At 65.8% G+C, this 18,715-nt stretch carries 23 protein-coding genes; 15 read left to right on the top strand and 8 right to left on the bottom strand.

Annotation, left to right across the window (positions count from 1 at the left end; translation table 11 throughout):
• Positions 1-48: 48 nt before the first annotated feature.
• Genes acpS through ruvX form a run of 5 tightly spaced genes read left to right on the top strand, consistent with a single transcriptional unit; the run spans position 49 to position 3,999 of the window.
• Positions 49-468 carry a holo-ACP synthase gene (acpS, locus tag Q8Q53_RS13030; protein WP_305702206.1) on the top strand — a complete coding sequence of 140 codons (420 nt, stop codon included), beginning with the start codon at positions 49-51 and terminating at the stop codon, positions 466-468.
• Positions 465-1,367, top strand: a complete 903-nt coding sequence (lepB, locus tag Q8Q53_RS13025; RefSeq protein WP_305702205.1) for a signal peptidase I — start codon at positions 465-467, stop codon at positions 1,365-1,367. Before acpS ends, lepB begins: the two co-directional genes overlap by 4 nt.
• A complete protein-coding gene (locus Q8Q53_RS13020; protein WP_305702204.1) occupies positions 1,367-2,410 on the top strand; it encodes an AI-2E family transporter in 1,044 nt (347 codons plus the stop codon). The genes lepB and Q8Q53_RS13020 overlap by 1 nt, the downstream gene beginning before the upstream one ends.
• Before the next feature lie 3 nt (positions 2,411-2,413).
• Positions 2,414-3,523, top strand: coding sequence for a DUF3089 domain-containing protein (locus tag Q8Q53_RS13015; protein ID WP_305702203.1), 1,110 nt, complete (start codon positions 2,414-2,416; stop codon positions 3,521-3,523).
• Between the two features lie 8 nt (positions 3,524-3,531).
• Positions 3,532-3,999, top strand: coding sequence for a Holliday junction resolvase RuvX (gene ruvX, locus Q8Q53_RS13010; RefSeq protein WP_305702202.1), 468 nt, complete (start codon positions 3,532-3,534; stop codon positions 3,997-3,999).
• Here the strand turns inward: ruvX and Q8Q53_RS13005 are convergent.
• Genes Q8Q53_RS13005 through Q8Q53_RS12995 form a run of 3 tightly spaced genes read right to left on the bottom strand, consistent with a single transcriptional unit; the run spans position 3,996 to position 6,034 of the window.
• Positions 3,996-4,901: a transposase gene (locus Q8Q53_RS13005; protein ID WP_305702201.1), complete on the bottom strand. Its 906-nt coding sequence runs from the start codon at positions 4,899-4,901 to the stop codon at positions 3,996-3,998. The two genes, ruvX and Q8Q53_RS13005, sit on opposite strands and share 4 nt — an antisense overlap.
• Entirely contained in the window at positions 4,889-5,866 is a 978-nt protein-coding gene (locus Q8Q53_RS13000; protein WP_305702200.1) for a hypothetical protein, read from the bottom strand. The genes Q8Q53_RS13005 and Q8Q53_RS13000 overlap by 13 nt, the downstream gene beginning before the upstream one ends.
• Before the next feature lie 15 nt (positions 5,867-5,881).
• On the bottom strand, positions 5,882-6,034 hold the full coding sequence (locus tag Q8Q53_RS12995) for a hypothetical protein (protein ID WP_305702199.1): 153 nt from the start codon (positions 6,032-6,034) through the stop codon (positions 5,882-5,884).
• Between the two features lie 116 nt (positions 6,035-6,150).
• Here Q8Q53_RS12995 and Q8Q53_RS12990 point away from each other — a divergent pair, with 116 nt between their 5' ends.
• Together Q8Q53_RS12990 and Q8Q53_RS12985 are read left to right on the top strand one after the other, a co-directional pair.
• Positions 6,151-6,627, top strand: coding sequence for a PaaI family thioesterase (locus Q8Q53_RS12990; protein ID WP_371136558.1), 477 nt, complete (start codon positions 6,151-6,153; stop codon positions 6,625-6,627).
• A complete protein-coding gene (locus Q8Q53_RS12985; RefSeq protein ID WP_305702198.1) occupies positions 6,624-7,034 on the top strand; it encodes a PaaI family thioesterase in 411 nt (136 codons plus the stop codon). The genes Q8Q53_RS12990 and Q8Q53_RS12985 overlap by 4 nt, the downstream gene beginning before the upstream one ends.
• Here Q8Q53_RS12985 and Q8Q53_RS12980 read toward each other — a convergent pair.
• The 4 genes from Q8Q53_RS12980 to argH are packed head-to-tail and all read right to left on the bottom strand — an operon-like array spanning position 7,012 to position 10,690.
• On the bottom strand, positions 7,012-7,791 hold the full coding sequence (locus Q8Q53_RS12980) for a bifunctional precorrin-2 dehydrogenase/sirohydrochlorin ferrochelatase (RefSeq protein ID WP_305702197.1): 780 nt from the start codon (positions 7,789-7,791) through the stop codon (positions 7,012-7,014). The two genes, Q8Q53_RS12985 and Q8Q53_RS12980, sit on opposite strands and share 23 nt — an antisense overlap.
• Before the next feature lie 5 nt (positions 7,792-7,796).
• Positions 7,797-9,059: a diaminopimelate decarboxylase gene (lysA, locus tag Q8Q53_RS12975; protein ID WP_305702196.1), complete on the bottom strand. Its 1,263-nt coding sequence runs from the start codon at positions 9,057-9,059 to the stop codon at positions 7,797-7,799.
• A 9-nt stretch (positions 9,060-9,068) separates the two neighbouring features.
• Positions 9,069-9,311: a hypothetical protein gene (locus Q8Q53_RS12970; protein WP_305702195.1), complete on the bottom strand. Its 243-nt coding sequence runs from the start codon at positions 9,309-9,311 to the stop codon at positions 9,069-9,071.
• Between the two features lie 5 nt (positions 9,312-9,316).
• On the bottom strand, positions 9,317-10,690 hold the full coding sequence (argH, locus tag Q8Q53_RS12965; RefSeq protein ID WP_305702281.1) for an argininosuccinate lyase: 1,374 nt from the start codon (positions 10,688-10,690) through the stop codon (positions 9,317-9,319).
• A 16-nt stretch (positions 10,691-10,706) separates the two neighbouring features.
• Here argH and Q8Q53_RS12960 point away from each other — a divergent pair, with 16 nt between their 5' ends.
• The 8 genes from Q8Q53_RS12960 to Q8Q53_RS12925 all read left to right on the top strand — a co-directional run bounded on the left by Q8Q53_RS12960 (position 10,707) and on the right by Q8Q53_RS12925 (position 17,602).
• A complete protein-coding gene (locus Q8Q53_RS12960; RefSeq protein WP_305702194.1) occupies positions 10,707-11,288 on the top strand; it encodes a TlpA disulfide reductase family protein in 582 nt (193 codons plus the stop codon).
• Between the two features lie 49 nt (positions 11,289-11,337).
• Positions 11,338-11,883: a hypothetical protein gene (locus Q8Q53_RS12955; RefSeq protein WP_305702193.1), complete on the top strand. Its 546-nt coding sequence runs from the start codon at positions 11,338-11,340 to the stop codon at positions 11,881-11,883.
• A 68-nt stretch (positions 11,884-11,951) separates the two neighbouring features.
• Entirely contained in the window at positions 11,952-12,287 is a 336-nt protein-coding gene (locus tag Q8Q53_RS12950) for an SH3 domain-containing protein (protein WP_305702192.1), read from the top strand.
• Positions 12,284-13,207 (top strand): N-acetyl-gamma-glutamyl-phosphate reductase, encoded by a 924-nt coding sequence (argC, locus tag Q8Q53_RS12945; RefSeq protein WP_305702191.1) that lies wholly within the window; start codon positions 12,284-12,286, stop codon positions 13,205-13,207. The genes Q8Q53_RS12950 and argC overlap by 4 nt, the downstream gene beginning before the upstream one ends.
• Positions 13,208-13,478: 271 nt before the next feature.
• Entirely contained in the window at positions 13,479-13,817 is a 339-nt protein-coding gene (locus tag Q8Q53_RS12940) for a P-II family nitrogen regulator (protein WP_305702190.1), read from the top strand.
• A 69-nt stretch (positions 13,818-13,886) separates the two neighbouring features.
• Positions 13,887-15,296 (top strand): type I glutamate--ammonia ligase, encoded by a 1,410-nt coding sequence (gene glnA, locus Q8Q53_RS12935; protein WP_305702189.1) that lies wholly within the window; start codon positions 13,887-13,889, stop codon positions 15,294-15,296.
• A 165-nt stretch (positions 15,297-15,461) separates the two neighbouring features.
• The gene (locus tag Q8Q53_RS12930; protein WP_305702188.1) at positions 15,462-16,094 is read left to right on the top strand and encodes a lysozyme; all 633 of its coding nucleotides are present in this window, start codon (positions 15,462-15,464) and stop codon (positions 16,092-16,094) included.
• Between the two features lie 83 nt (positions 16,095-16,177).
• Positions 16,178-17,602: an aldehyde dehydrogenase family protein gene (locus Q8Q53_RS12925; protein ID WP_305702187.1), complete on the top strand. Its 1,425-nt coding sequence runs from the start codon at positions 16,178-16,180 to the stop codon at positions 17,600-17,602.
• 125 nt (positions 17,603-17,727) lie between these two features.
• Here the strand turns inward: Q8Q53_RS12925 and Q8Q53_RS12920 are convergent, their stop codons facing one another.
• Positions 17,728-18,582 (bottom strand): arginyltransferase, encoded by an 855-nt coding sequence (locus Q8Q53_RS12920; protein WP_305702186.1) that lies wholly within the window; start codon positions 18,580-18,582, stop codon positions 17,728-17,730.
• Between the last annotated feature and the right edge of the window lie 133 nt (positions 18,583-18,715).

The raw sequence follows: 18,715 nt of genomic DNA, 5'->3' as shown, positions 1-18,715 counted from the left end.
CAGCGGGACCCAGGATCAAGTCCGGGGTGACGACGTGTGGGGGTCATCGTGATCATCGCCATCGGGTCTGACCTTTGCAATATCGAGCGGATCCAGAATTCGCTCAACCGGTTCGGAGAGCGGTTCGAAAACCGCGTCTTTACCGATGTCGAACGCGCCAAGGCGGCGCGGCGCCCGTTCACCAAGGCGGGCACGCTGGCCAAGCGCTTTGCCGCCAAGGAAGCCTTTTCCAAGGCGGTCGGCACCGGTTTCAAGGCCGGGGTGTTCATGAAGGACATCGGCGTGATCAATGCGCGCTCCGGCGCACCGACGCTGGCACTGACCGGGGGCGCTGCTGCACGGCTTGCCACGATCACGCCCCCCGGCCATGAAGCCATGGTCCACCTGACCCTGACCGACGATCACCCCTGGGCGCAGGCCTTCGTGGTGATCGAAGCCCGCAAATTGCCGGAACCGACAGACGCATGACCGATAATACTGCACCCGAACCGACCACTCCGGCCGCGCCCGATGCCAAGGCGAAGGACCGGGTCGACTGGCTGGGCGAAATCCGCAGCCTGGCGGTGATGCTGCTGGCGGTGCTGGCGTTCCACAGCTTTGTGGCCAAGCCGTTCTATATCCCGTCGATCTCGATGATGCCGAACCTGCTGGTGGGCGACCGGCTGGTCGTGTCGAAGTTCCCTTATGGCTGGAACTGGGCGTCGGTCAGCTTTCATCTGCTGCCGCGCGCAGACTGGCGGGCACTGGCGGATACGCCCGAATACGGCGATATCGTGATCACCGTGCCGCGCAATCGCAACGAGGATCTGATCAAGCGCGTCGTCGCCCTGCCGGGCGACCGGATCGCGCTGCAGGAAGGGCAGATCATCCTGAACGGCCAGCCGATCCGGCGCGAGATCGTCCCGACCGTGCAACTGCCCGCCGAAGAACAGTTGATGTGCGGCGATGCCGTCTATCAGTCGCACTGCTATGATGCATTCGCCGGCTATCGCACGCGCCTGCCCAGCGGCCGCGAGGTCTATGAACTGCCCGCCTATCGCGAAACGATGCCCAACGGGGCCAGCTTCATCGTGATCGACCATGTCCGGCAGAGCCTCGACAATATGGCCGAAGTGACCGTTCCGGCAGGCCACGTGTTCCTGATGGGCGACAACCGCGATCATTCCGCCGACAGCCGCGTGGCGCTGGAAGAAAGCGGGCTAGGCGGCGCGGTGGCGCTGTCTGATGTGGGCGGCCGCGCCGAATTCACGACCTTCAGCCTCAACGGCAGCGAAAGCTGGAACCCGCTGAGCTGGTGGGGTGCCTTGCGCGAAGGCCGCGCCTGGCGCAGCCTGCGCCCGGTGCATGTGCCTGATGGAGCGAAATGATGGCTGAGTCCGAACAAGTCGGCCCGACCGATATCAGCGATCCGGTGCTGCGCCAGGAAGCCAAACGCGCCGCCGTCTGGATCGGTCTGACGGTACTCGTCGCGCTGACCATATTTCTGGCCCAGCCGCTGCTGGTGATCTTCGGCGGCATGGTGTTCGCCGCAATGGTCGATGGCGGGGCACGCCTGCTGGGGCGAGTCGCGCCTTTGCCGCGCGGCATCCGGGTGACGATCGTGCTGCTGGCCGGCGTAGCCTTTCTGGTCTGGACGGCCATGTTCGCGGGCCGGCAGATTGCCGCAGAAGCCGCCGCACTGCCTGCGATTGTCGAAACACAGGCCCTGCGTTCGATCAGCTGGCTGCAATCGCACGGTTTTGCGATCAACGCCTCCAATATTCAGACCATTGCCGAAAAGGCGCTGGGCGGCGTGGGTGAACTGACCAGCGCGGTCGGCGGCGTGCTGGGCGGGCTGACCACGGCGTTCCTGATCCTGGTGATGGGCATCTATTTCGCCGCCGAACCGCAACTTTACCGGCGCGGGGTGGCATGGATGCTGCCCGTGCAGGAGCGAGAACACTTTGCCGAGACAACCACCGTAATGGGCAAAACGCTGCGGCGGCTGATGTTCGGGCGGCTGATCGGGATGTTCGTCGAAGGGATCGCGACCTGGGCGATGCTGGCTATCTATGGCGTGCCGATGGCGGGCCTGCTGGGCCTGCTGACCGGCCTGCTGGCGTTCCTGCCCAACATCGGCGCACCGATTTCCGGCCTGCTGATGGTCATCGTCGGATTTTCCGGCGGGGTCGAAATGGGCCTTTACTGCGTTATCGTCTATGTCGTGGTGCAGACCGTGGACGGCAACGTGATCGTGCCGATGGTGGCCAAGCGCACCGCCGATCTGGCCCCGGCACTGGTGCTGGGCGCGCAGTTGATCATGGGCGTGCTGTTCGGGATCATCGGGCTGATGCTGGCCGATCCGCTGGTCGCGATGATCAAGGTCGCGCTGGAACGCCAGTCGCTGCGCAACACTCCTGCCGAAAGTTGAACGATGGCCCGCAAGTTCCTGTATTTCATTGCGTTCTGCATCGCCATTTTCATCGCCGGACGGCTCGCGCTGAGCTTCTATCCCGACACCTTGAGCCGTCTCGCGTTCAAGCCCTCTGGCGCGTTCGAAGCGCAGAAGGCGCTGACCGCCAGCCAGTATGCCGATCCCGCGATGTGGCTGTCCCGGCCCGGCCAGCCCGGTGATCCGGCCCGCTGGTCGCCCACCGGCGCACCCGCCCCCGCCCCGGTCCGCGCGGCGGTGTTTTTCGTCCATCCCACCAGTTATCTGGCCAAGGCGCACTGGAACGCGCCGCTGGGGGATCAGGAAGCGCGCACCCGCGCCGTCACCTTCATTCGCGGCATGGCCAGCCCGTTCGCCGGGGCAGAGCAGATCTGGGCGCCACGCTACCGTCAGGCCGCATTCGGCGCGTTCCTGACCCAGGGCGATGACCGCGCCAAGGCGCTGGATCTGGCCTATGGCGACGTCTTGCAGGCGTTCGACCATTTCGTGGCGCAGCTTCCGGCAGACATGCCGATCGTGCTGGCCGGACACAGCCAGGGCTCGCTGCACTTGCGGCGGCTGATGGCGGAGCGGGTGAAGGATCAGCCGCTGTCCAGCCGGATCGCGGCGGCCTATCTGGTCGGGTGGCCGCTTTCCATGCGGCACGACTTGCCGGAAATGGGCCTGCAACCCTGCAACATCGCCGAACAGCCGAACTGCGTGATGAGCTGGATGAGTTATGGCGAACCCGCCGATCCGGCGATGACCATCGCCGCTTACGAGGCGGACACCGGGCTGGATGGCAAGCCGCTGCGCGGGCAGGCCTTCCTGTGTTCCAACCCGCTGACCGGCAGCGCGGGCGGCACGGCCCCGGCCAGTGCCAACCTTGGCACGCTGGTGCCCGACGGCAAGATCGAGAACGGCGAGATCAAGCCAGCGTTCGTGCCCGCGACCTGCCGCGCCGACGGCATGCTCTCGCTGCAATCCACCCCGGAAATGGGCGATTACGTGCTGCCTGGGAACAATTACCACGTCTATGATATCCCGCTGTTCTGGATGAACGTGCGCGCCGACTTTGCCCGCCGTGTGGCGGCCTGGCAGGCGGCACGGTAACCGCCGCGATGATCACCACCAGCGCGCTGGAACTGCGCGATGCCCTGCCCGCTGGCGGCGCGCTGCTGGGGCTGGACCTGGGCACGCAGACCATCGGCACCGCGTTCTGCGATGCGGGCTGGCGGTTTGCCTCGCCCGGCAAGACGCTGAAGCGCGGCAAGTTCGGCGCGGACAAGGCGCTGCTGGCCGCGCTGATCGCCGAGCGGGACATCAGGGGCGTGGTGATCGGCCTGCCGATCAACATGGACGGCAGCGAAGGGCCGCGCAGCCAGTCGAGCCGCGCCTATGCCCGCAACCTGTCGGTGCTGGATCTGCCGATCCTGCTGTGGGACGAACGCTGGTCCACCGCCAGCGCGACCAGCGCACTGATCGCGCAGGACTTCAGCCGCGCCAAACGGGCCGAACGAATCGATTCGGCCGCAGCAGCGGTGATCCTCCAGGCCGCGATCGATGCACTGACGGGCGGTTTCGCCTAAGCGCCGACCAGCTGCTCGCGCCGCGCCAGTGCTTCCTGCGCGACAAGCAGGCTCCCCGCCCCTTCCGCCTCGCGCCACAGCGCATCACGCGCGTCCGGCGTTTCCTCGCGTCCGGCCAGCGCATCCCACGCCGCCAGCCGCAGCCGGTCGCTGGGGTGGCGGCGGGCAAAATGCTGGGCCAGATCCAGTGCTTCGTCGCTGCCCAGCCCGACCGCCAGCTTCAGGAAGACCTCGCTCGGCCCAGGTGAGATGATGGCGCCGATCTCGCGCCGTTCAAGGTCGAAGCGGTACTGGTCAAGCCAGCCTTGTGCCCCGCTGGTATGCATCACGTTGAGCGAGACGGACAGCGCATCGGCTGGCAACTGCGCGTGGACATCGACATGCGCGCGGTACAGCATCAGCTTGCCCGGCTCCAGCCGCGCCCGTTCCACGAAGCGCAGCGACGGCACCGCCTCACCCCGCCAGCCCGCGACTTCCGCGTAATCGAACTCGTAATAATCGCTCCAGTATCCCGGCCCGAAATAGCCCAGTGTCAGGAACGAAAAGTTGTGATCGTGCGGCAGGCCATAGGCAAACGACGGCCCGCCGCTGGCCCGGACCATGTGTTCATCGGGCGACGGCCAAAGGTTCGCGCGGATGAAGAACTGCCCGCACGGCGGGGCCAGCATCACCACTTGCGGGCCATAGGCATTGTCCAGCACGTCATCGCGGTGGCGCTGCGCCAGTTCACGGATCAGGATGTCGCCCAGAAAATCGCGGTCGTTGCCCAGCCGCCGAAGCCACCGCGCGGCATGGCCCAGGCTGGCCTCGTCATGGGGATCGAATCCATGGGCGGCAATTTCATCGACCGTTTCCGCCAATGTGGCGACGCGGGAGTCTTCCAGTTCAATCACACGGGGCATCGCTCTACTCCGGCCAGTTCGGGATATTGTTCCAGCAATTGTGCAACCAGCGCTCCCGCAGGCGCGGCCAGCGGATCACCAGCGCGCTGCGCAATCCCGCGCAGCGTGGCAAAGCCCAGCGCGGTATCCAGCCCCAGGCATTCGCGCAGCGCCTGCCAGCGCATCCCCGCCCCGCCTTGCTCTTGCGCCATGGCGGCAAGCAGAGGCGCGGCATCACTGCGCCCCATCCGCCCCAGCAGCGCGGCAGTCAGCTCCAGCCGGCTTTCGCGCGGGCTGCCCGCTGCCTGATGCAGCAGGACGCCATCGGCCAGGCGATACTCGCGCGTCGGCTCGCTGGGGTCGAGCGTGCGTTGCAGCTTCAACGTGACCATGCTGCCGGGCACATGGCGCAGCAATTGTGCTTCGCCCGCGCAGAACCGGCGGGCCACCGTGCCGGGCGCCAGTTGCACGGTTTCGCGCCGCAGGACCGCCCGGTCCGGCAAGACTTCGAGCACCTGCACCTGTTCCACCGCCGCCGCTCCGGCGAGCACATGTTCCCAGGTTTCCGTGGCGGCGAACGTAACCGCCACCGGTTCCGGCTTGCGCGCCAGCGCCGCGCCGTCGATCGCCTGCACCACCAGCGCGGCCGGGCCGCAGCGCGCCAGCACCAGCGACGCCAGCATGCCGTCGCTGAAATGGCGCAGCGGCACCTGCCCCAGCCAGTCCTCCTTCAACTCTGCGACCAGCAGCTTCACCAGCGCGCCGGTGAATTGCTGAGCTGAGTGATCGCCAGCTGTGAACAGGGCTGACAGCAGCGGCAGATCATCCAGCGGCGCGCCGCCCGAAAACCGGGCCAGTTCTGCTCCGGCGGTCGCGCCTGACGGGGTCACCCGCCAGCCGTCGACCGCCGCGATCAGACGGGCCTGAGCCTGACGCTGCGGAGCATCATCGCTCCGCAGGGCCGCCAGTTCCGGTCGAATGTGCATCCGGACCAGCCCGGCTCAGGGCATCAGGATTTCATAGACGAACACCATCGCGATGATGATGGAATCGTCCGCCTGGGCCGGTGCCAGCGGGCTGGCAATGCTGCCAAACACGCCGATCAGGTTGTCCAGATCGGGCAGTGCGGAAACGTCGATTTTCGGAAGGTTCATGGTCTTTCCCCTGCAACACGAGGCAACACGCCTCGCCGTCACAGCCTTCGCCGCGTCGGCCCGCCAGCTTAAATTAAAAGATTGTAATCGGGCCTCTGGCTGCGCACAGAAGCGCGATGAGCGATGCGGCCCAACCCAGATCCCTGCATGATCTGCCCCCCGGCAGCGCGTTCAATCCGGCGGGCGCGGCCCAGCTGATGTCCCGCCACGGCCACGGCGGCTGGCTGGGGCTGACCTATCACGCGCACGGCACCGGATGGATGGAACTGGCCCTGCCCTGGCGCGAGGAACTTGTCGGCGTGCCCGAAACCGGCGTGCTCGCGTCAGGCCCGATCATCAGCCTGATGGACAACGCCACATCGATGTCGGTCTGGGCGCTGTGCGGCCGGTTCGTGCCCCATGCCACGCTGGACCTGCGGGTCGATTACATGCGCGCCGCCGTGCCCGGGCGCACGGTGATCGGACGCGGCGAATGCTACAAGCTGACCCGCACGATCGCGTTCATCCGCGGCATCGCCCACGATGGCGATCCGGAAGATCCGGTCGCGCACGTCATCGGCACTTTCATGGCAACGCACGGGACTTATCTGTGAGCAGCATCGGCTCGGCCCTGCCACCCTATGCCACCGCGCTGGGTATCCACATTGACCGTGAGGAAGACGGCATGCCCGTGCTGGCGGTGGACTTTTCCGACCGGATGATGGGCCGCCCGGGCTTTCTGCATGGCGGCGCGATGAGCGGGCTGATGGAAATGGCCGCCGTCGCCGCGCTGCGTGCCGAGATGGAACGGCGGGGCGAGAGCATGCGGCTGAAGCCAGTCAACGTGCAGGTCGAATTCATGCGCGGCGGGACCGAGCAGGTGACTTACGCGCTGGGCAACGTCACCCGCGCCGGTCGCCGCGTGGCACTGGTCAATGCCGAAGCCTGGCAGGACGACCGCAAGAAGCCGATCGCGCTGGCGCAGATGAAAATCCTGCTCAGCCCGCCTGACGGCGAATAACCACCGTCAGGCCGGCGCTGGCTGGAGCGCTGGCAGGTGCCGCCGCACCGGGGGCCAGTTCCAGCCGCACCGCATCGGCCCGCGCGCGGATCAGGATCGCCTCTGCAACGCCCGCCTCGTGCGCAACCAGATCGGCGCTGCCGAGCCAGCGCGCCTGACGCAGCGTCAGGTCATCGGGATCGTCTGAGCCGAGCGCGAACTCGCGCATCCCGCCCTCGCCCGCCTGCGCCCCGTCGAGCCAGCCACCCAGCGCAGCGGCGCTGCCTGCGTTCAACGGATCGAGCGCGCCCCCGGCGGCCAGCGCGGCATCGAGCGCGCGGCGGCGCTGCCCGGCATCAGGCCAGCGCGCGCGCAATTTCGTTCGCGCCGCCGCCAGCCCATCGGCCAGATCGCCAAGCCCGGCAGGCAACAGGGTTTCCAGCCGCAGCCGCAGCGCCTTGGCCAGCCCGGCAGAGACCCCGCCGGTGCCGACCGCAACCAGCACCGGCCCGCGTTCCAGCAGGCTGGGGACGGTGAAATCGCACAAGTCAGGCCGGTCCACCGCGTTGACCAGCAGGCCCCGCGCCTTCAGCCGCGCCACGGCGGCATCGGGATCGTCCAGCGCCACGAACGCCAGCCGCGCCGCCGCGTCATCCTCACCCACGATCCGCGCCCCCGCGCGTTCCAGCAACCGCACTTTCGCGTCTGCCGCGTCGCCCTCGCCCAGCACGATCACCGGTTGCCCGGACAGGCGGTGGAGCAGGGGCAGGCTGTGCATGGCCGTCAGTCCTTCAGGAAATCCGGCATCCGCTCTGCCGCCAGGATCGTCGCGGGCTGGATGCGGTCTGCGACCACGGCCCACTGGTCACCGTCAACCATCACTTCGGGCACCAGCGCGCGACTGTTGTAAGTGCTGGCCATCGTTGCGCCGTAAGCCCCGGCGGTGCGGAACACGGCGAGATCGCCCTGCACCACTTCGTCGATTTCGCGCCCCATCGCGAACGTGTCCGAGCTTTCGCAGATCGGGCCGACGATGTTGGCGGTCATCGTCCGGCCATTGGGCTTCACCGCCACGAAATCGTGCCAGGCGTCATACATCGCCGGGCGGGCCAGATCGTTCATCGCCGCATCGACCACCACGAACGGAGCGACCACGCCCTGCTTCACGCGGATCACTTCGGTCAGTAGCACCCCGGTATTGCCGGTGATGACCCGGCCCGGTTCGAACATCAGCGTCGCATCCCACCCGGCGGTCGCGCGGGCGACCATCGCGGCATAGTCCTGCGGATAGGGATAGATGTCCCCCGCCTTGTAGGTCACGCCCACGCCGCCGCCCAGGTCCATGTGGGTCACGCTGTGGCCCTCGGCGCGAATCGCGCGCATCAGCTCGCCCATCTTGGCAAAGGCAGCTTCGAGCGGGTCGAGGCTTTGCAACTGGCTGCCGATATGCACCGCCAGCCCGCGCAGGTTCATCCCCGCCAGGGCAGACAGCCGGGCATAGATCCCGCCCGCGCGGTCATAGGGGACGCCGAACTTGTTCTCGGCCTTGCCGGTCGAGATCTTGCCGTGGGTGCCGGCATCGACATCGGGATTTACGCGCAGCGCGCACGTTGCCACCAGTCCGCGCGCAGCCGCCAGCCCGGCGAGTTCGATGCCTTCTTCTTCGCTTTCCAGATTGAACTGGCCGATCCCGGCTTCCAGCGCGGCGATCATTTCGACCGCGCTCTTGCCCACGCCGGAAAACACCACGCCTGCTGCCGGAACGCCTGCCGCCAGCGCGCGCTCCATCTCGCCCTGCGACACCACATCCGCGCCGAACCCTTCGGCGGCGACGACCTTGATCACCGACAGGTTGGGATTGGCCTTGATCGCATAAGCGACCTCAACTTTCGGCAGGATCGACAGCGCTTCGCGGAACACGCGGGCATGGCGGCCCAGCGTGGCGCGCGAATAGACATAGACCGGGGTGCCGACAGCCTCGGCAATCGCGGTCAACGGCACGTCTTCGGCGTGGAGCACGCCGCCGCGGAGTTCGAAATGATCCATGGGTAATTCTCAGTCTTCGGAAGGGGGCAGGTCAAACGGATCGTCAGTGCGTTTTTCCGACTGTTTTCGCAGTTCGACGCTCCGCTCCGGCGCGGCCTGTGGAGTGGTCTTCAGCAAGGCTTCCGCCTTGGGCTGAACATCCCGGCCATAGGGCGCAGGCGGCAGTGTATCACCGGTCTGCGGTTTCAGGTCGGCCCGCTGGCCGCACGCGGCGAGAGCCAGAACCACGACAGGAAACAGCAGGCGGCGCATCACGATCACTCCAGACCCAGCGCCACGCGCGCTTCGGCCACGCGTGCCTTTACCTGTTCCGGCGCGGTTCCGCCATAACTTGCGCGCGCCGCAACCGACGCCTCGACCGAGAGCGCGGCAAAGACCCGCGCATCCACCCGCGCGTCGATCGCCTGCAAGTCATCGAGCGGCAACTGATCCAGCGCCACGCCCCGGCTTTCGGCCAGCTTCACCGCACTGCCGGTGATGTGGTGCGCCTCGCGGAACGGGATGTTGGCCTGCCGCACCAGCCAGTCGGCCAGGTCGGTCGCTGTGGCATAGCCGAGCTCCGCCGCACTGCGCATCCGGTCCGTGCGAAAGGTCGTGGCCTGCACCATGCCGGTCATCGCGGCGATGCACAGCGTGAGCAATCCAGCGGCTTCGAACACCGGCGGCTTATCGTCCTGCATGTCCTTGGAATAGGCCAGCGGCAGGCCCTTCATCGTGATCATCAGCGCGGTCAGGCAGCCCACAATCCGTCCGGAATGGCCGCGCACCAGTTCCGCCGCATCGGGGTTCTTCTTCTGCGGCATGATCGAACTGCCGGTCGACAGGCTGTCGGGCAGGCGCACGAACCCGAACGGCTGGCTGGCCCAGATGATGAATTCTTCCGCCAGCCGCGACAGGTGCAGCGCGGTCTGCGCCGCCGCCATCAGGTAATCGAGCGCGAAATCGCGGTCCGATACCGAATCGAGGCTGTTGCGGGTCGGGCAATCGAACCCCAGCGCCGCCGCCGTGGCGTGGCGGTCGATCGGAAAGCCCGTGCCTGCCAGCGCCGCCGCGCCCAGCGGGGACTGGTTCATGCGGCTCCGCGCATCGGCAAAGCGCGACCGGTCACGCGCGGCCATTTCGTAATAGGCCAGCAGATGATGGCCCAGCGTTACCGGCTGGGCGGTTTGCAGGTGGGTGAAGCCCGGCATGATGCTGTCAGCGTGTTCGCCCGCACGGGTCACCAGCGCGACTTGCAGTGCGTGCAGCCCGGCATCGGCCTGCTCCATCGCTTCGCGCACCCACAGCCGGAAATCGGTTGCCACCTGATCGTTGCGGCTGCGCGCGGTGTGGAGCCGCCCGGCAACCGGCCCGATCAGTTCCGCCAGTCGGCTTTCGGTGGTCATGTGGATGTCTTCAAGGTCCCAGTTTTCGGGAACCCCGCTGGCTTCATACTCAGCCGCGACCTGATCGAGCCCGGCGGCGATGGTCGCCGCATCGGCAGCCGCGACGATGCCTTGTGCGCCGAGCATGGCCACATGGGCCTTTGACGCAGCGATGTCTTGCCGCCACAGTGCCTTGTCGAACGGGATCGAGGCATTTATCTCGCGCATGATCGCGGACGGTCCTTCGGCGAACCGTCCACCCCACATCTGATTGGAGCCGCTCTTGCTGTCGTCCCGCTCGCTCAAAGCCGTAATCCTTGGCTGTGCTGTCCTGATTGGGGGGTGCGATAGGGAAAGCGCGGACAAGGCGCAACCGCAAGCATCAGAAGCAGCGACCGCGCCCACCAAGGAACTGACCGGCACCATCGACCGGTCAAAGCGCGGCAGCCATCTGCCAGACTTAACCTTCAGCGACCCGACGGGTAAGACGCTCGCTCTGGCCAGCCTGAAAGGCAAGCCGCTGCTGATCAACCTGTGGGCGACATGGTGCGCACCCTGCGTCGCCGAACTGCCAACGCTGGACAAGCTGGCGGCGGACCGCGCAGGCAATCTGAAAGTGCTGACGATCAGTCAGGATCTGGGCCAGCCGCAGCGGGTGGGTGAATTTCTGGCGCAGCGCGGGGTGAAGAACCTGGAACCCTGGCTGGACCCCGACAACGCGCTGGCGATGCAGTACGATGTGCAGACCCTGCCGACCACGATCTATTATGACGCCGAGGGGCGCGAAGTCTGGCGGTTTGTCGGCGGGCATGACTGGTCCGGGGCTGAAACCGCCAAGATGCTGGCCGAGACGGTTTCCAACTGATCAGAACTGCGGCACAGTAATTTCCCGCAATCCGGCGAAAGGACCGCCCATGCCGCTGACTTCCCCCCTGCCCGCTTCCGCTGCGAAATGGCGGCTGGCGATCTGGAGCCTGGCCGGAGTGGTCATGCTGGTCCCGGTCATCGCCCGGCTGACGCTGGCGGAAATGAACTGGGACACGTTCGATTTCGCAGTGTTCGGCGCGATGCTGCTGGCCGGATGCCTCGGCTTCGAAGTGGTGCTGAGGCTGGGCACGGCCAACACCGCCTACCGGATCGCCGCGTGCCTGGCGATCGGCGGGGCGTTCCTGATGGTCATGGCCAATCTGGCCGTCGGGATCATCGGCAACGAAAACAACCCGGTGAACCTGCTGTTCTTCGCGCTGCTGGCGCTGGGCGCGGTTGGCGCGCTGACGGTGCGGTTCGATGCGGCGGGGATGGCCCGCGTGATGGCGCTGCTCGCCGCGGCGCAAGCCCTGTTGGGCGTTGGCCTCGCCGTGACGGGGGCCGGCTTTACCCCGGTGTTCACACTGTTTTACGTCCTGCTGTGGCTGGCCGTGGCGGCGCTGTTCCGCAAGGCCGGGCGCACGGCGGGGTGATGGACGACTTGATAGCCGGGGCAAGCGGGGCTAAGCGCCCGCTTTTCCGGAACTGGGGACAGACCGAGTTGACGACCAGCGCAATTTCCGATGGGCAGCTTCATCTTGCCGGGCCGAGCGTGCCGCTCGATGCGGCGCACTGGCCGGTGCGCGGGGATCTGGCGCACATCAACCTGGCAGGCAAAGTGTTCGTGCCGCATTACGCAGTGCCGATGCCGCACCGGGTCGCCGCTGCCGGGGCTGCGCTGCGTGCCGCAAACCAACCCGATGCCGATCTCCGCGACCAGTTGAACGGCGGCACCGTGTTCAACGTCCTCGACATGGCGGGCGGCTGGGCCTGGGGTCAGGTCGGCGAGGATGGTTTTGTCGGCTATGTGCCGCTGGACGAACTGGAAGCGGCATGACCCAGACGGTGTTCATCGACGGGGCGGCCGGTACCACCGGGCTGGAAATCGTCGAACGGCTTGCCCCGCGCGCAGACTTTCAGCTGATCATTCTGGATGAGCAGCAGCGCAAAAGCGCGGATGCCCGCCGCGATGCCTATCATGCCGCCGATTTTGCCGTGCTGTGCCTGCCGGATGATGCCGCGCGCGATGCCGTGGCGATGGCGGCAGGCAGCAAGGTGCGGATCATCGATGCCTCCACCGCGCACCGCGTGGCTGCTGGCTGGACGTATGGTTTCCCCGAACTGGTCGGGCGCGATGCCGTGGCGCAAGCGCTGCGCGTGTCCAACCCCGGCTGTTATCCCACCGGCTTTCTGGCGCTGGTCGCGCCGCTGGTCCGGGCCGGGCTGCTGCCTGCGGACTGGCCTTATACGGTTAACGCGGTGTCGGGCTATTCCGGCGGCGGCAAGGCGCTGATCCAGCGGTTCGAGGATGATGGCGACATCGCCTTTCGCGCCTATGGGCTGGGCATGGGGCACAAGCACGTGGCCGAAATGCAGCGCTATGCCGGTCTGGCGCATCCCCCGTTGTTCGCCCCGGCGGTGATCGCGGCGCATCGCGGGATGGTGGTGGAAGTGCCGGTGCCGCTGGCGGTGATGCCAATGGCCGGATCGCCCGAAGTGCTGCGGCTGGCGCTTGGCGAATTCTTCGCCGACAGTACGGTGGTGACCGTGCATGACGAGCCGAAGGATGAACTGCTGCTGCGCTGTTCGATGCAGCCCAGCGACCGGCTGGACTTATGGGTATTCGGCGCGGCCGACGGATCGCAGGCACGGCTGATCGCGCGGCTCGACAACCTGGGCAAGGGTGCCAGCGGTGCCGCAGTGCAAAGCCTGAACCTGATGGCAGGCCTGCCCGAAACAGCGGGACTTTCGCTCTGACCGCAGCGCACAACGCGCCTACTGCCTATATTTTTGGCAGTGGTGCTGAAAAATAAGGCAAGCCATCACCCTGCGGCGCGCATTAATCGGTGCGCCGTCCGCGCGCCGATGCACCAGATGTTGCAATTTCCTCTCTTTTCCGCGCTTGCGAGATAGCTTACGGCCTGAACATCGCCGCTGGCACGATTCTTGATTCAGGGGTTGGAGTGGCATTCGGACAGCCGGACCGCAAACAGCGGAGCCGGCGTAGCTGCGCAGGGGAATTTGGAACGTGAAAAAGATCGAAGCGATCATCAAGCCGTTCAAGTTGGACGAGGTGAAGGAAGCGCTCCACGAAGTGGGCGTGTCCGGCATTACCGTGACCGAAGCAAAGGGCTTTGGCCGCCAGAAGGGCCATACCGAACTTTATCGCGGCGCAGAGTACGTCGTCGATTTCCTGCCCAAGGTGAAGCTTGAGGTCGTCGTCAGCGACGCCATGGCCGAACGCACGGTCGAAGCGATTGCCGCTGCTGCGCAGACCGGCCGGATCGGCGACGGCAAGATTTTCGTCAGCACGATCGAAAGTGCAGTCCGCATCCGCACCGGCGAGCGTGACGACGACGCGATCTGATACCCAAACCACTCCAATTCAATCATCCGCCCCGACTGTTGCCGGGCGGGGCATCCAGAAGGACGAAAAATGGCTAACGCGAAGGACATCCTCAAGCGCATCAAGGACGAGGAAATCGAATGGGTCGATCTCCGCTTCACCGATCCCAAGGGCAAGTGGCAGCACCTGACGATGGTCGCCTCGATCCTGGGTGAGGATGAACTGGAAGACGGCCTGATGTTCGACGGTTCGTCGATCGAAGGCTGGAAGGCCATCAACGAATCCGACATGATCCTGAAGCCGGACCTTGATGCCGTTTATGCCGATCCGTTCAGCGCGACGCCGATGCTGATCATCTGCTGCGACATCGTCGAACCGTCGACCGGTGACCTGTACAGCCGCGATCCCCGCTCGACCGCCAAGCGCGCCGAAGCGTTCGTGAAGTCCGCCGGGTTCGGCGATACCGTCTATGTCGGCCCCGAAGCCGAATTCTTCGTGTTCGACGACGTGCGCTTCTACGATAGCTACAACGGCAACGGCTTCAGCATCGACGACATCGAACTGCCGACCAATTCGAACACCAAGTATGACGGCGGCAACATGGCGCACCGTCCGCGCGCCAAGGGCGGCTATTTCCCCGTGGCGCCGGTCGACAGCCTGGTCGATGTGCGCGGCGAAATGGTCAGCACGATGATCGAAATGGGCCTGCCCTGCGACAAGCACCACCACGAAGTGGCCAGCGCGCAGCACGAACTGGGTCTGACCTTCGGCACGCTGGTGCAGACGGCCGACCGCATGCAGGTCTACAAGTATGTCGTGCAGCAGGTGGCCCACGCCTATGGCAAGACCGCCACGTTCATGCCGAAGCCGATCAAGGCTGACAACGGTTCGGGGATGCACACCCACATCTCGATCTGGGACGGCGGCAAGCCGCTGTTCGCGGGCAACGGCTATGCCGGTCTGTCCGACATGTGCATCTACTTCATCGGCGGCGTGATCAAGCACGCCAAGGCGCTGAACGCGATCACCAACCCGACCACCAACAGCTACAAGCGGCTGGTGCCGGGTTACGAAGCCCCCGTGCTGCTGGCCTATTCGGCGCGCAACCGGTCGGCATCGTGCCGCATTCCGTACGGCGCGGGCGACAAGGCCAAGCGGGTCGAATTCCGCTTCCCCGACGCGATGGCCAACCCCTATCTGTGCTATGCCGCGCTGCTGATGGCGGGCCTCGACGGGATCAAGAACAAGATCCACCCGGGCGAAGCCATGGACAAGAACCTGTATGATCTGCCCCCGGCCGAACTGGCCGAAGTGCCGACCGTGTGCGGTTCGCTGCGTGAAGCGCTGGAAGCACTGGACGCCGATCACGACTTCCTGCTGCAGGGCGGCGTGTTCACCAAGGACCAGATCGAATCCTACATCGAACTGAAGTGGCCCGAAGTGATGCGCTGGGAAACCACGCCGTCGGCCGTTGAATTCGACATGTACTACAGCCTCTGATCTGACGCGATCCGATCAAAAGCAGCATGAGGGGCGTCCGGAGCAATCCGGGCGCCCTTTGCTTTGCGCCCCACGCGCCTGATTGGGCAGAATCCATTTTCCTACAGCTGGTGATCTGGCTTACTTGGTCCGCCTCGTTTTGCTTAGCGCAGGGGCCAGTTTTTCATGAACGCACCAATCCACCACCCGCTTGGCCGCAAGCCCGTGTTCGACGCCGTCCGCCGGATGCTGCGGCGCGGGTTTACCACCAGCGAAGTCCACGCGCTCGACGCCGCGCTCGATCAGACCGCGGCTGATGCGCCCGCCCCCGCGCTTGCCAGCCCCCACGCCATCGGCCCGGCCGGGCTTGCCCTGATCAAGCAGTTCGAAGGCTGCGCGCGGGCGCGGGGCGATGGCACGTTCGCCGCCTATCCCGATCCCGGCACCGGCGGCGATCCGTGGACCATCGGCTGGGGTGCGACCGGCGCAGGGATCGGCCCCGGCACGGTCTGGACCCAGGCCGAATGCGACGCGCGGCTGGCAGCGGACCTGATCCGCTTCGCCGCCGATGTCGCCCGCGCCGTTCGCGATAGTGCGACCACGCAGGCGCAGTTCGATGCGCTCACCAGCTTTCACTACAACACCGGAGCGATTGCCCGCGCCACGCTGACGCGGCTGCACCGGGCGGGGGATCATGCCGGGGCGGCAGCGGAGTTTGGCAAATGGGTCCATGCCGACGGGCGCAAGCTGACCGGACTGGTCCGCCGCCGCGCCGCCGAAGCCGGGCTCTATTCCGGCAATTGCGATGATTGTCAGTAATGCATACAAAATCCGGCTTGCAATCCGGCGCGCGCAACCCGACATAGGGTGCAATTAATCGATCCATTAAAGGAGATTCGAGGATGCGCGAACTGCTGCAACATTACATCGACGGCAAGTGGGTAGACAGCGAAGGCGGCGCGCGCCGCGAAGTCGTCAACCCGGCCACGGAAGAACCCTGTGCGGTGATCTCGGTCGGCACGGTCGCCGACGTTGACAAGGCCGTGGCGGCCGCCAAGCGCGCCTTCAAGAGCTGGAGCCAGACCACCCGCGAAGAACGCCTGGCGGTGATGGGCCGCATTGTCGAGGAATACAAAAAGCGTGGGCCTGACCTTGCCGTTGCGATGGCCGAAGAAATGGGCGCGCCCGTATCGTTCGCTGGCACGGCCCAGGTCGGTGCCGGGATCGGCGGCTTCCTTGGCACGATCGAAGCGCTGAAGAACTTCAACTTCCTCGAAGACGGTCCGGGCTACAAGGTGGCCTATGAACCAATCGGCGTGGTCGGCATGATCACCCCGTGGAACTGGCCGCTCAACCAGATCGCGCTGAAGGTTGCGCCCGCGCTCGCTGGCGGGAACACGATGGTGCTCAAGCCGTCGGAAGAATGCCCGACCAACGCCAAGATCTTTGCCGAAATCCTTGATGCCGCAGGCGTGCCGCCGGGCGTGTTCAACCTGGTTCAGGGTGACGGGCCGACCACCGGCAACGCGATTTCCAGCCACCCCGATGTCGACATGGTCAGCTTCACCGGCTCGACCCGTGCGGGCATCGCCGTGGCCATCGCTGCCGCGCCGACCGTGAAGCGCGTCCACCAGGAACTGGGCGGCAAGTCGCCCAACCTGGTCCTGCCGGGCGCCGATTTCGCCAAGCACCTGCCGCCCACGCTGATGGGTCCGCTGGTCAACACCGGCCAGTCGTGCATTTCGCCGACCAAGGTGCTGGTCCCGCGCGAACGGATGGACGAAGCGGCCGCCTTCGCCAAGGCGATGTATTCGGCCACCCCGGTCGGCGATCCGATGGCCGAAGGGCAGCACCTTGGCCCGCTGGTCAACAAGGCCCAGTTCGACAAGGTCCGCGGCCTGATCCAGTCAGCCATCGACGAAGGCGCCAAGCTGGTCACCGGTGGTCCCGACCTGCCGGCCAACGTCAACCGCGGCTACTACATCCAGCCGACCGTGTTCACCGACGTGACGTCTGACATGCGCATCGCCAACGAAGAAATCTTCGGTCCGGTGATCACGCTGATGGCCTATGACAACCTCGACCAGGCCATCGAAATGGCGAACGACACCGAATATGGTCTGTCGGCAGCGATCTCTGGCGATCCGGCCGAAGCCGCACCGATCGCCACCCAGCTGCGTGCCGGCATGGTCGCGATCAACAACTGGGGCCCCAGCCCGGGCGCACCGTTCGGCGGTTACAAGCAGTCGGGCAACGGCCGTGAAGGCGGCCTTGCGGGGCTGAAGGACTTCATGGAAATGAAGGCGATCAGCGGCCTGCCCGCCTGATTTTCTGACGCTTTAACATAACAAAAACTCCCTTCCCGCTGATGCGGGGAGGGAGTTTTTGTTTGTCGCAACAATAAAAAGGTCTGAGATTGCGCCGCGCCCGGCAGGCGGTTGGCACAACCAGGCTACAATTCCAGCCGGTACTGCCCCTGTCCGCCGTGGGCACCATCCTTGGTTGCACCATCGAGTGGCGGCTGCCCGTCAAACCGTTTGGCGGCGGCAGCAGCGATCAGGCCTTCCTGTTCGTGTTCAGCAAACCGCACCCAGCCGTCACGGCCCAGCTTTTCCAGCGGGCGATACCGCACCTTGTATTGCATCCGCGCCGACCCATCGACCCAGTAACCCAGGTAGACATAGGGCAGCCCCAGCTCGCTGGCGCGGCGGATGTGGTCGAGGATGATATAGGTGCCAAGCCCGGTGCGGTTGGTCTGATCCGGCTCGTAAAAGCTGTAGATCATCGATAATCCGTCGCCCTGCTTGTCGGTCAGGCAGGCACCGACCAGACGGCCCGGCGCACCATCGATACCGGGTTCGCGGTATTCGATCACATAGCTGTCGACCGGCGTGTGCTCCACCATGTCGGCGAAATCGACTTCATCCATGGTCGCCATGCCGCCGCCGGGATGGCGCGCGCCCAGATAGCGCTGGAGCAGTTCGAACTGTTCCGCCGTGGACCACGGGCGGCACAGCGTGGCGACCAGATCCGAATTGCGTTTCAGGTTGCGGCGCTGGGTGGATGACGGCCCGAACTCATCCGCGACGACCCGCACCGACACGCAGGCGGTGCAATCCGCGCACGACGGGCGATAGGCCACCGTCTGACTACGGCGGAACCCGATCCGGCCCAGCGCATCGTTCAGTTCCCCGGCGTGCGGGCCTTTCAGTTCAGTGAACACCTTGCGCTCGCTCCGCCCCGGCAAATAGGGGCACGGCGCGGGGCTGGTGACAAAGAAGCGGGGGAAGCGAACGGGAGCCGTCACGGGCCTGGGCAATCCTTCTGAACGACGTTGTGCGACCGATATGGACAGCCGGACTCGGCGTTGAAAGAGTTTTAACCACAAAACACGGTTAACCGAGTCTTATTTTGCACAGCCTTACGCACTTGTGCGGGTT

The sequence above is a fragment of the Novosphingobium sp. genome (assembly GCF_030699305.1).
GTDB lineage: Bacteria > Pseudomonadota > Alphaproteobacteria > Sphingomonadales > Sphingomonadaceae > Novosphingobium.
The sequence above is the reverse complement of the archived record's forward strand: the minus strand, read 5'-3'. Positions and strand labels throughout refer to the sequence as shown.